This is a genomic window from Aquimarina litoralis, from assembly GCF_019295435.1.
Classification (GTDB): domain Bacteria; phylum Bacteroidota; class Bacteroidia; order Flavobacteriales; family Flavobacteriaceae; genus Aquimarina; species Aquimarina litoralis_A.
On the sequence record NZ_WEKL01000027.1, the window covers coordinates 18,505 to 31,653 of the forward strand.

Consider the following 13,149-nt stretch of genomic DNA (forward strand, 5'->3'; position numbering starts at 1 on the left):
ATCATGAATAATGAGCATAATCCCATAGCGCAACTTATTTCCACAATTCAACAAAAATGGATGGATGAGGTAAGTCCTCACAACCATATCCAATTGGTTCGATGGCTTATAAAACCTGATCAAGCTAGATTATATGAAGGATTCTTACGTTTGGAATCTACTCCAAATGGAGGATTACCTGATGTTCCTATCGTATTATTAACCGCCTTTGAAAATAAAGAAACGCATAGTAAAAATTTAATCAAAGATTGGATCGAAACATTTAAAAAGGATGAAGATTTACAAAAAGAACTACATGCAAGAGATCTAAAATTCGACTGGAATGTTTCTGAATATGAAACAAAGCTAGAAAATGAAAATACTGATGGCAACCTTCTATTACTTGAAATGTTGAATACCTTTCAAAAAGCGATGCCAAACTCGCAATTGCATTTAGCTTTATCATTGTATCCCTATTCTGTAGAAGACACGAAAGATTATGGAAAATGGATTGATCATTTGATACAATTAGGGTTACCAGAAAAAGTTCGGATGATGTTCTTTGACTATGTAGAAGAGCGATATTTCGACAATCTAATGAAAATACATTCAGATATTTCAAAATCTCTAGCAGTTCCAATTGATTTACAAGGAGCAATTAATAAAATAGCTGCTGCGGGAGATCCTAATGATCCCGAAGTTCAATTTAGACAGTGTATGATAGAAATGTCTAAAAGTGTCACCAAAAAGAATCTACCAAGACTTCATGATTGGGGAAAGAAAGGATTAATGATCACTCAGAAATCTGGAAACAAATCTGCCTTTGCTACAGCACACGTGATTTACGCAGGTATGCTTTTTAATTTTAAAGAATATCAAGCTATCGATGAATTACTGCAAAAGGCCATGGCAATTGCAAAGCAAGGATTATCTGGAGGAGAAGATAATTGCAAACCTATTATTGTTCAAACCTATGGATATCAAGCGAGTTGCAAGCAATTACAAAAGCAAAAGGACTTAGCAGCAGATTTATTTTGTAAACAAGCAGAAACTTCCATTGAATTTGGTTTCGGTCCGCAAGCGTTAACCGCTTGGTGGTTGGGCTATAATGTTATCAAGAAAAGAGATAAAAAACGCTATGCAGCTTTAATCACAGAAGCATATCAATATGGAGTTTCTTTAGCTCCAGAATTGATAAAATCTACCTGTATGGCATATATCGCAGCAGATTATTACAATCTATGCGAAAAGAACAGAGATCTGAATGAATGTGAATCTATTGATGTTTTTATGAAAGAAATCGAAGGAGAAGAATGGAGAACAAATGTAGAAGCACATCGTAAAGAAATGGAAAAAAAGAGTCTTTCAATTTTAAACTGGTTTTAGGTATGTTATTAGCAAGTAAACACTTTACACCTGTCATCGGAATTGATATCCATATTGTTATCATTCCACCAGGAATTCCTACACCACTACCCCATCCTTTTATTGGGATGGTTATTGATCCAATGGATTATGTTCCTATTATTGGATCCACAGTGAATGTAAATTGTGTTCCGAAAGGAAACAGTGGTACAGCTGGTATGATTGGAACCGTAGTACATATCCCAATGGGTGGTCCTTTTGCAATGGCCCCTATGATTGGACATGATTCTATGAACTTTTTCGGAAGTACAAAAGTAAGCGCTGAAGATGCTTATTTTACACCTGCAGGGTATATGACCATGACTTGTAATGATATTGGGATGCCATTATCTGCCACTCCTGGAAAAAAGATGAAACCAGTTCCTAGTCTATACTTGCCTTCATCAATGAGTGTTCCTATGCCAATGGGGAAACCTGTAAATGTTGGTGGACCTTACGCTCCTGATTTAATGGGAATGTTAATGGCATTAGTGATGTCGTATGGTTTTGGAGCGCTTATGAAAGGTGCTGGAAGAGGATTGACGAAACTAAATCATAGCGTGTTAAAAAAATTCCCTGCTACGCAAGGTCTTAGTAAAAAGATGTGTAAAATGGGATTTGAGCCTGTAGATCTGGTTACAGGTCGCATGGTGTATGAAGGAGAGGATTTCAGCATTGCTGGACCAATTCCTATCCAATGGGAACGAAATTGGTATTCAGATTCTGGTTATGAGGGTATGATGGGACATGGAATGCATTGTAATTATGACCTTGCCATACATTTAGATTATGACGAAGATAGTATTGTAATGCGCTTACCAGATGGAAGAATTACCTCTTTTCCAATGTTATTGATAGAAAATGAATCTTCTTATAACAGAACTGAAAAATTAACACTTACCTTTATCGATGGTCGTACCTATGAGGTTACTGATCATCAAACCCAACAGACCTATACGTTTACAAAATATACTGATACACTTTACAAACCTACCAGTTTAAGAAATCCTGAAGGTTTCGAAATTCAATTCGTTTATAATGCTGTTTATAAATTAGAGCAAATCATAGATACTGCAGGTAGAAGAATTGATTTAGAACTCGACGAAGAAAATAGAGTTACTGAAGTAGCAGTAACACATCAGGGAGAAACAAGAACACTTGTTAGATATAGTTATAATAAGGAAGGAGATTTAATCGAAATCATTGATGCCTTAGATCAAAAAACGGTGATGGAGTATGAAAATCATCTGATGGTAAAGAAAACCGACCGTAACGGTCAGGCCTTCTATTGGGAGTATGATGGAAAAACTACTGGTGCTAAATGTATCAGAACTTGGGGAGATGGTGGTATTCTATCAGGAACCATTGAATATCATAAAGGATATAATATCGTTACCAATTCCTTGGAACAAGAAAGTATCTATTATTTCAACAATCTTAATCTTTGTACGCAAGTAACAGATCCTATGGGAGATCATATTTTTCATGAATACACTCCGTATATGGAACCGTATCGAGATATTGATGAAGAAGGAAATATAACTGGATATAGTTATGACGAACGAGGAAATCTAACAGGCGTACATCAGCCAGATGGTTCTGTAATTGGGTTTGTATATGATGAAAAAGACAGATTGGTGCTTATCAAAGATCCTACTGGTGGATCTGTAGTCAGGACATTCAAAAGTGAACGTCTGCATGCTGTAATTGGATCAGATGGAGGTGTTACCTCTTTTGATTATAATCAGCTAGGGTTGATGAATGAAATAAGAGATAATGCTGGTAACAGGACCAAATTAGCCTATGATGAAGATCATAATTTACATAAGTTAACATTACCCAACGGTGCCGAATCCTATTGGATTTATGATGCTTGGGGAAGGTGTTTACACACTAAAAATTCTGAAGATCACCAGCAACAATTCTTCTACGATGAATTAGACCGTATTTATCAAATACGACAAGCAGATACTGATCTGGTGAAGCTAAAATACAATGCTTACGATGAGGTAATCCAAACCATTGATCAAAAGAAACGCGAAATTAATTTTGAGTATACACCAATTGGTAGCTTGAAAATGCGCGAAGAAAATGGTAGAAAAGTATTTTTTAAATATGATACCGAAGAACAACKAAATACCATTACCAACGAGCATAATGAATATTATCGCTTTTCTAGAAATGAAAAGGGAGAAATTATTAGAGAAATTGGTTTTGATGGATTGACCAGAAAATATGATCGTGATCGCGCAGGAAAAGTATTAAAAGTAAATCGCCCAGATGATAAATATACAGAGTACGAATATGATTTTAACGGACGAATTACAAGAGCAGAACATAGTGATGGTACTTGGGAAACCTATAGTTATGACCTTAATGGTAATTTAACAGAAGCTATCAATGAAAATAGCCATGTACAACTCATTAGAGACTCTGCAGGAAGAATCATTGCTGAAAAGCAAGATGGTCATATCGTAGAAAGTGAATATGATGCATTAAGCAATCGTACAAACATTACCAGTAGTTTAGGTGCAAACATCGCCCTCACCAGAAACAAACTAGGGCTCATAGAACAAGTACAAGCTAATAGCTTTTCCCCTTCCGAAGGGGAAACATCCGACACTGACGGATCAAGGGTGTGGACCGCACAATTTGCGCACAACAGTTTGGGTATGGAAGTAGAACGCATACTTCCTGGTGGAATTACCAATCATATCGAATATGATCATGCGGGTAGACCGATACAACACAAAGTAACGGCTGGTAATCGAGAAATGCGCCATCGTACCTATACTTGGAATGTAAATGACCGATTGACCAAAATGGTCGATGAATTAACTCGTGGAACGGTAGCGTACAGCTATGATGAATTTAATAATCTAGCCAGTGCTCGATATGAAAACAAGCAGTTTGATTACAAACTACCGGATGAGGTTGGTAATTTATATAGAACGGAAGGTAAAGGTGATCGAAAATATGGAACTGGTGGACAACTCTTAGAAGCAGATGGAAATACATTTAAGTATGATGCCGAAGGAAACCTGATCACCCAAATTACTACCAAAGGAAATTGGGACTACGATTGGTACGGAAACGGAATGCTACGATCCGTAACCGATCCTAAAAATAACACTACCCAATTCGAATATGATGCTCTAGGTCGTAGAACTGCAAAAATAAACCACACCAAAGGCTTCTCTCCTTCTCAAGGAGAGATGTCTACCATTGGTAGACAGAGAGGTACAATCACCCGCTTTGTCTGGGACGGCCATGTACTGCTCCACGAATGGAGTTATGATCTCAAAGATAGACCTGAATTGGTAGTAGATGAATTTGGAATGCTGGCAGAAAGCAAACCCGAACCTATTGAAAATCTGATTACTTGGGTGTTTGATGAAGGGACCTTTAAACCTGCTGCCAAAATTACAGCAGAGGACTCCTACTCTATTATTACAGACTATCTGGGAACTCCGGTAGAAATGTATAATAGCAAAGGAGAAAAAACCTGGCAGGTAGAATATGATATTTATGGAAAAGTACGTAAACTTGTAAAAGGTTCATTGAATGATTGTCCGTTTAAATATCAAGGACAGTATGAAGATATAGAAACCGGATTATACTATAACGGATATCGTTATTATAATTGCAATTTAGGAATTTACATCAGCCAAGATCCCATTGGATTAAATAGTAGAGAATATAATCTTTATACCTATGTTTCTGACACAAATTCTATAATTGACCCCTTAGGTCTAGATTGGAACTATGTATTAGAAGATTCCAATGGTAATCCTTATTATCATGGTAGAGCTTCGGACAATCAGAGCATGAAAGATGTTGGAAGAAGGCATTCAAAAACAAAAGGAAAAGACGGAGCAAGATTTGGTAAAGGTGATAAAATGCGAAGGGTAACCCCTGTTAAAACTCCTAAAGATACAGTTAGAGGTGTAGAACAAAGAGGTGTAGAAGAAGGTGATTTACTTGGTCGAAATAGTGATAAAGCTAGAGGGAATAAGATAAATGGTATGTCAGAAAAGAAACAAAAGACGACTAAGGGTAAAAGAAGACTTAAGGCCGCAGATAAGCTATTAGATGGTAAAAAACCTAGTCAATTACCATCATTAGATGAATTAGAGTTTAAAGATTTAGGATGTAAATAAATATGACAACAATACTAGAACAAGAAATTATCCACCATGATGATTTAATTGAACAGATTTTTGTAGAATATGACAAAGCAGATAAAGAAAAATATGTATCCCTATTTTTATCTAGTTTAAGTACTAAAAATATGAATTGGCGAAGTGGCTTATCAGTTTTTGCTATCCTACAGACATTTCCTAATCATAAGTTCAAACTTGTAGAAAATCAGAAACCTTCTCGAATCTCACCTTGTGATTTTTGTTCTAGTTATGAACAAATAGAAATTGATACAGAATTGGTCGAAGAATCTTTTGAAGAAATCGGAGGGCTTACAGGTTTTGACTTATTGGATTACTTTTACTATCTCAATAAAACTAATGAATTAACACCTATAAAACCCAAAGAAGAGGATTTTGAAATTTTTTCTAAAATATTAGAAATATTAGCTAATGCGGATGAGGAAGAAACAGTAAAAAAGTCAATTCAAACCAAAATATCAAAAATTAAAGGATTCAAATCGGATTCTGAGCAAAGACAAGCTCTAATAGAAACTTTAGGGTATTGCAGCATTTTAGAAACAGAAGAACATAAAGGTTTGTTACATCAATATACTAATTTGGCTGTTGCTCCTACAAAAACACATAGTTCCGATTGGAATTACCCAGTAGATTGGTGGTTAGGAAAAAATGGAGTAAACATGGAAGCTTTAAAATTTTGGTTTGGAGGTTATCCAGAGTTAGCAAAGCATTGGACATAATCTAAAATGAATGAACTCTTAGAAGCCGTAAAAAATAAAGTAGGTTCCTTTCTAATAGACAAAGGATATACAAAACGTGGTAAAAATGATTTTATTAAAAAAGAAAAACTTCATAAAAGAGAGGAAGTGATTTCTTTTTCTTCCAGAAAAGGAAGAGCTCCCCATACAGATCAAACCTATATTGGTATTACATCTGGGATTTACTATAAAGAAGTGAATTCTTTAGATAAAAAAATAGTTCAGGATTTTTTAAATTCTTATCCTATAATTGCTGGATCTATAGGTCATTTTAAAAATACTGATAGTAAATTTATTTCCATCCCTATTAGCAATACAGATCAAATAGAAAGTGTCTCAAATGAAATTATTAGCAATATAGAAGATGGGGCTTTCAACTTGTTTAAAACATTTCCTACTTTAGAAAGTATCTTAAAAGGAATTGACGCAAAAAATGAGTGGTTAAATGACTATCATAAATTTATCAAAATAAGGCGCCAGGTAAGAATAGCTACAATGTATCTATTAACGGAAGATAAAAACAAAGCTATACAATGGTTTAAAGAAAACTCCTTAGATACTGAAAAATCGAAGTCAGAAATCCTAGAAAAAATGGGAGCTAATTGGTAGTATCTTTATGATTTATTGAAATAATGATACTACAAAATGCAAAACCAAACAACGTATTCGATTTTTAATAAAATCACTATAATTTATGTCTTCAGACTACGATGCATTTGAGTTTATAGAATCTCCAAGTATCCATAATGGTATATTAGAAGGATATGCCATGATGTTTGAAGATAGTTATAAAGTGAAGGTAACTCTAGATATCGAGAAAGAAACGTCCAATATTGAGGATTTCAGATCTCTTGCTAACGTTTCTTACGATAGAATATCTCGTCTAAATTTAGAACGTTTCAAAATCCTAAAAAAAGAGATAACCAACCGGATTACCACCTCTTCTTATAGTCAATCTGAGTATATCCCTACAGAAAAAGATTTCCACTCATTACAGAATGAATTGAAAATAGATCAGATTAATTTTTATACAGAAGATTTTGTCCTACTCTTCTATGCAAAGAATAATTTCCCTGATTCAACGATTTATATTCAATTAAACGATGCATTCGAAATAGAAAATATTGAGGTTTTAAAAAGTTGATACTTCAGTACAAAATGAAATTCACCTGACAGCCTTACTTCGAGCTATATTTTTCATCAAAACATTATCCCAAAATTCTAAATTTGCCTGTTTCAGATTCTCAAAATCCGGATTGGTAGTAAATTCATCAACGTTCTTGTATCCTTTAAAGACAGCTTTTAATAAATAGTAATACGAAACAGCACCCATATCTTTATGTTTGGATAACGATATTGCTCTAGCAGCTTCCACATAATCTTCTGCTTTAGTATATCCATCAGATTTTAGAGCAATGATAAAAAAGTCAGCAGCTTCCAAATATTGTTTATCAAGCATTGCTTGTCTTGCTTTCTTTATGTGAAGATTATAAGAGTTTTCAAATTCCTTAGCTCTTTCAACAGCTTCCTTTTCTGATGGAACTGTGTACTCAAAATTCAGTGATAATGCATAATGTGCAATATGCTGTTCAATGTTCATTTGTTCTCTTCGTTCTTGTACTTTGGATTCATCTGCAATAGGTTGAAAATATGTTTTCTCTTCGTTCATGTTATGATTGGTTGAACTTTGAGTAGCATATAATTGTTTTTCGCCACGAGCCAATTGCACTCTATCATACAGATATGCATAATTACTTGGATTGATCAATTTCTTATCCAAAGCCTCTTTTATTAGCTTTAAACATTTTTCTTGAAAAAAAGGATTCCTATCCGCATGCTGTACCAGTAACCAAGCAATATTACTAGCTTCTTCACCAACTTTATCAAATGTAGGCCAACCATATTGATCGACAATTGCTTCCATTCGAGCAGTATTGCTCTCATCAATCGCAATTAACTTCTCAACTACTTCATTGTATTTCTTGGTTCCCTTTTTCCCTTTTCTATGTAATTCAATATACTTATTACGGTACTTTTGATCGTTTTTTCGTAGCGAGATTATTTCTTTACTAATTTTCGGAAGTGTTATTCGTTTTCCTTGCCATTTTGTTTGACAACTAGCATTCGTAACACATAATATAAACAAGATGATTAATCTTGTAACCCATCTATTTAATATCATTTGATTATGTTTTTTTGATTGTGAAATGAAATAGTATGGACAAGTATATTCTAATAATCAGAAAAAAAAGTCTCAATAGAAGAATTAGGACTTATTTCTTGCAGCCTTTTTATATTGTGCAGGAGAAACTCCAGTTTCCTTTTTAAATATTCTATAAAAACTACTCTTAGAATTAAATCCACAGGTATACGCAATTCCTAAAACAGAATACTTTTCATTTTCCTCTTCATCTATTCTTTCTTTAAATTCTTTAATTCTATAAGAGTTGATCACATCATAAAACGAAGTATTTAACTCTTGATTTAGAAAAAATGATAATTTCTTCTCCGTTATCCCAACTTCATCAGCTAGGTTTTTCAATGTTAATTCTGGATCCAAATATAGTTTATCACCATCTAAAATCTGCTCTATTCTAGATTTCAATGTATCAATTTCTGTTTCCGAAAAGGTGTTTTTATTAGATGCTATAGTTGATTCTAGAGGGTTTGATAAGAATACGAAAGGTTGATCAACTCCATAATTACCCAAATAAAATATAATAAGAATTAATACAGTAGCAGTAATAAAACTAGTATCAAAATTTATATCATATAAATAGTCTCCCAGAAAAGTACAAATATCAATACAAATAACGATCAATGCTCCCAGAAGAAAACGCTCTACCCATATAAAGTTTGCATTGGAAAACGCAGAATAATCTTGCTTATATTGCTCTTTATAAAACCTAAACAATCGTAAGGATATTACAATATATATTAACAAGTAAATCGCTTTGAACAAATTCAAATTTGAAGTATACTTTAATAGTATCAAATGTTCAAAATTTACGTTTGCTCCAGTAAAAACTAAAAGTCCTGGTAAAGAAAATATCAATAGATATAAAACATAAGGAATGACATGAAAAAACAGTGGTTTGTACAATCTTGTTCTTTCAATAAAGATAGATTTAATGTATATATATAGTAAACCACCTATTAATAGTCTCGATCCATCTTCGAACAAAAATGTAACTACATACAACATATAAATATCATGTAAAATCGAATAAAAATTGAGTATTGTAATGATAATAAAGACAAAAATCAATGCTAGAATTAGATGTGAAAAAGACTTCACATTAACCCTTTTTATTTTGTAAATAATTAACAATGAAGCTACAAGACCTGCAACAAGAATAAAATCTAGAATAAGTTTCATTGATACATAAATTTAACTTCAATATACTAATAAGAATCTTCTATAGCTTATATAATAAATCAAATAAGTTATACCCAAGGATTATTGAATTCAAATAAATGATTCGACTAAAATCAATGTCTATTTTAATGATCAGTTCTATTAGAAATTTCATTTTCTAATCTTGGTTCGATATAGTATCTTAGAAGCATTAATACACCGATCATGAAACATCTTAAAATCTACTATTTCATTTTCTTTATACTATATATTCCAATAACATTAACAGCTCAAGAAGCTGCAGAACCTGAATACATAGAAACAGAAGCGATCATCAAAGAAATTAATTTTAAAGTAAGATCTCGTAGATCTTCAGCAACTGCCAAAGTATCATATCAAACACAAGAAGGAGATAGTCTTACAAGTACTGTGAAATTACTGCATATTCCATTTATTGGGCCTTTAGATGATGAAGGAGACCGTATTATGGTATTGTATAACAAACAAACTCCTCTTTTATTAACTACTAAGAGCGGTTCATTTTGGCAATCTTACGGATTATACATTCTGATCATACTTGGTATTTTAATTTTGGTATATAGATTCTTAAAGCGATCTAGATAACATATTTCCGCATACCAATAAATATGTTATTTGGATGTGCAAATTACATAAGCATCTCTCTATAAGAAAACAAAGAATAAAAAAGCTGATATTTAATTACCTTAAATAAGGGGAATTATTAGTATTACTGCAATAAATTCGTATTATTTATGAGTTTTATTTATTTTTAAGAAAATTTCTTTATCTAAATCAATTTTGTAACTTTAAAAAAAGAACTACCATCTACTACTTATGACATTAAACACAAACGAATTCAGTTTTTTCACTGAAAAAACACTTTTGTTTCTTATGATTTTTGATCAAAATGGAGACGTTTGTGAGGTGAATAAAAGATGTGAAGTTATCTTCAAGCTTCCTAAGGGTAAAATTAAAGGACAATCCATCTATAATTTTTTGCTAGATGATGATGAATTGATATTCAAAGAAACTATTTCCGAACTTTATCAAAACAAGGAACAAATAAGTAAAACATTTGGATTTGCAACCTTGGCTTCGGATGCCATTCTTTACGTAAAGTTTGATTTGATTTATAGTGAAGAAAGGATTTATGCTTTCGGCATCGATGTAACCCAAGAACATGAAGAACATACGCTTCTTAAAAGTTTGTCAAGTTTAACCAAAACAGGAGCTTGGCACTATGACCCTATAAATGATAAAGTCTATTTTTCTGATGAATGTTATCATTTACATGACTTAGAACCTGGCACTTCTCTAAACATGGTAGATGCTTTACATTATTATCCCGAATCTTCAAGGGAACGTGTAAAAAACTATTGGGATAATTTAATTGATCACGGAATCTCTTATGACTATGTTGATCAAATCCTTACGAAGAAGGGGAAAAAGAAATGGATACGGGTCATTGGTGAAGCTATTAAGCATAAAGATAAAGTCATTTTCGTTAATGGGAGTTTCTCTGATATTACCGACCAACAAAACTATATAGAACAGCTTAAACATAACGAAGAGACTAAAAAATTAGCTTTAAAAGGTATACGGTCTGGATTATTTGATCATATTATAGAAACTAATATGGTATTTTACAGCAAAGACTTCAGACGAATGTTAGGATTACCACTAGATACCGATTTTGTACCAGAAGAAGCTTTTAGAAAAATGATTCATCCTGATGATCTAGATGAAGCTATGGAAAGGCATAAAATCAATCTTCAAAAAACAGGCTATCATTATTTCAATCATTATCGTCTTAAGCATCTGGATGGTCAATATAGACATTATGATGTATATGGCTATAGAAAGAAAGATAAAGAAGGAAATACCATTCGAATGATTGGAAACCTGATTGATGTTCATCAAAAGAAAATCAATGAACGAACTATTGCCGAAAATCACAGAAGACTTACAGCAATTGTAAATAATAGTTTTGCATATACCTTGCTATTAAATACCTCGGGAGAAATTTTAATAGCTGATAAAGATTCTATTAAAATTATCAAAAGAGATTTTGGCGTAGATCCTACTACTACAACTTGTCGTTTTATAGATGTAATGCCCGTTAATTTCAAAAGTACTTTTGCTCACGAATTCAACGAAGCATTAAAAGGCCATACCGTAAAAAAAGAAATTGAAAGAATGACCATAAAGGGATCTGTACAGTGGTTAGAATCAAAGTACACTCCAATTAGAGATGAAGAAAATACTATAAAATCTGTACTTGTAGTATTCCATGATATAACAGAACAAAAAACAGCAGAATTAGCCATAAAAGAGGCGCATATAAAAGAACAAGAATTAAGTAATCTAAAATCCAATATATTATCAAATTTTAGTCATGAAATTAGAACCCCTTTAAATGGTATTATGACTATTTGCAATATGTTATTGCTAGGTGAAGAAAATCCAGGTGATAGAAAAAAACTAGCTACGTATTTAGATGAGAGTAAAGAAAGACTACTTGCTACCATTAATAACCTTTCTCATTTTAGCGAAATTGAAACAATACAAAAGAATTTAAATTATGTAGAAGTAGACATGAACTACACTGTAGAAACATCGTTTAGAGAGTATCGACATTTTGCAAATTCTAAAAATTTAGAGTATATTTTGAAATTAGATGAAAATTGCCCTGCGGCTATTATTGATGAAGATATTTTTAGCACTGCTTTAAATAATATCATTCATAATTCAATAAAATATACTGACAAGGGTAAAGTAGTCATAAAAGTAAAAAACGAAAAGAAAAAAGTTATTGTTTCTATCAAAGATTCGGGGATTGGTATAGGAAAAGACAATTTAAAGAAGATTTTTGATCCATTTGTACAGGAAAGTATTGGATTAAGTAGGAAATATGAAGGAACCGGTATAGGCTTAAGTCTATCCAAAAGATATATTGAAATATTAGGGGGGAAAATTAAAGTTTCTAGTAAATTAAATCAAGGAACAAAATTTATCATTACAATTCCAAAAAATATATGAATATACTTTACGTAGAGGATAATAAAATTAATGCTATGGTTATGAATAAGATGCTTACTAAAAATGCATCTACTGTAGTAATTGCTGAAAATGGGCCAACCGCGCTAGAAATTGTTAAAGATTCTGCACTTGATTTGATTCTGGTCGATATTAACTTAGGACTCAACCAAATGGATGGGTGTGAATTATTAAAACGTTTTAAGAAACTAGACTTTCTTAAAAATACTCCTATATATGCGGTCACTGCATATGCGATGCCTGGAGATGCTCAAAAATTCATCAAAATTGGTTTTGATAAATACTTTTCAAAACCTGTTAATTTTGAAAAATTATTAGCGGCTATAGCTAAGGTAAAATCAAAAATGAACAATCAAAAAAGCGAACATTAAAATAATATTCGCTTTTAAAAATATGATTTTCGTAGTATTTT

General features: G+C 32.5%; 10 protein-coding genes. 8 read left to right on the forward strand and 2 right to left on the reverse strand.

Translation table 11 applies throughout. The features are described 5' to 3' along the window. Positions 1–3 precede the first annotated feature (3 nt). From GBO31_RS14745 to GBO31_RS14765, 5 genes are all read left to right on the forward strand, one after another. Entirely contained in the window at positions 4–1,365 is a 1,362-nt protein-coding gene (locus tag GBO31_RS14745; protein ID WP_219009130.1) for a hypothetical protein, read from the forward strand. Between the two features lie 2 nt (positions 1,366–1,367). Further along, positions 1,368–5,543, forward strand: coding sequence for a DUF6531 domain-containing protein (locus GBO31_RS14750; RefSeq protein ID WP_219009131.1), 4,176 nt, complete (start codon positions 1,368–1,370; stop codon positions 5,541–5,543). A 2-nt stretch (positions 5,544–5,545) separates the two neighbouring features. After that, positions 5,546–6,283 carry a hypothetical protein gene (locus GBO31_RS14755; RefSeq protein ID WP_219009132.1) on the forward strand — a complete coding sequence of 246 codons (738 nt, stop codon included), beginning with the start codon at positions 5,546–5,548 and terminating at the stop codon, positions 6,281–6,283. 6 nt (positions 6,284–6,289) lie between these two features. Next, positions 6,290–6,910, forward strand: coding sequence for a hypothetical protein (locus tag GBO31_RS14760; RefSeq protein ID WP_219009133.1), 621 nt, complete (start codon positions 6,290–6,292; stop codon positions 6,908–6,910). Between the two features lie 85 nt (positions 6,911–6,995). Further along, complete coding sequence (locus GBO31_RS14765) at positions 6,996–7,445, forward strand: hypothetical protein (protein WP_219009134.1); 450 nt, start codon at positions 6,996–6,998, stop codon at positions 7,443–7,445. A gap of 21 nt (positions 7,446–7,466) precedes the next feature. Here GBO31_RS14765 and GBO31_RS14770 read toward each other — a convergent pair whose 3' ends face one another. Next, a complete protein-coding gene (locus GBO31_RS14770) occupies positions 7,467–8,483 on the reverse strand; it encodes a DUF6624 domain-containing protein (protein ID WP_219009135.1) in 1,017 nt (338 codons plus the stop codon). Between the two features lie 84 nt (positions 8,484–8,567). Beyond that, on the reverse strand, positions 8,568–9,680 hold the full coding sequence (locus GBO31_RS14775; protein WP_219009136.1) for a helix-turn-helix domain-containing protein: 1,113 nt from the start codon (positions 9,678–9,680) through the stop codon (positions 8,568–8,570). A 204-nt stretch (positions 9,681–9,884) separates the two neighbouring features. Here GBO31_RS14775 and GBO31_RS14780 point away from each other — a divergent pair, with 204 nt between their 5' ends. The 3 genes from GBO31_RS14780 to GBO31_RS14790 all read left to right on the forward strand — a co-directional run bounded on the left by GBO31_RS14780 (position 9,885) and on the right by GBO31_RS14790 (position 13,108). Then, positions 9,885–10,283: a DUF3592 domain-containing protein gene (locus GBO31_RS14780; RefSeq protein WP_219009137.1), complete on the forward strand. Its 399-nt coding sequence runs from the start codon at positions 9,885–9,887 to the stop codon at positions 10,281–10,283. Between the two features lie 288 nt (positions 10,284–10,571). After that, on the forward strand, positions 10,572–12,719 hold the full coding sequence (locus GBO31_RS14785) for a PAS domain-containing protein (protein WP_219009138.1): 2,148 nt from the start codon (positions 10,572–10,574) through the stop codon (positions 12,717–12,719). Beyond that, positions 12,716–13,108, forward strand: a complete 393-nt coding sequence (locus GBO31_RS14790; RefSeq protein ID WP_219009139.1) for a response regulator — start codon at positions 12,716–12,718, stop codon at positions 13,106–13,108. Before GBO31_RS14785 ends, GBO31_RS14790 begins: the two co-directional genes overlap by 4 nt. The last annotated feature ends 41 nt before the right edge of the window (positions 13,109–13,149 follow it).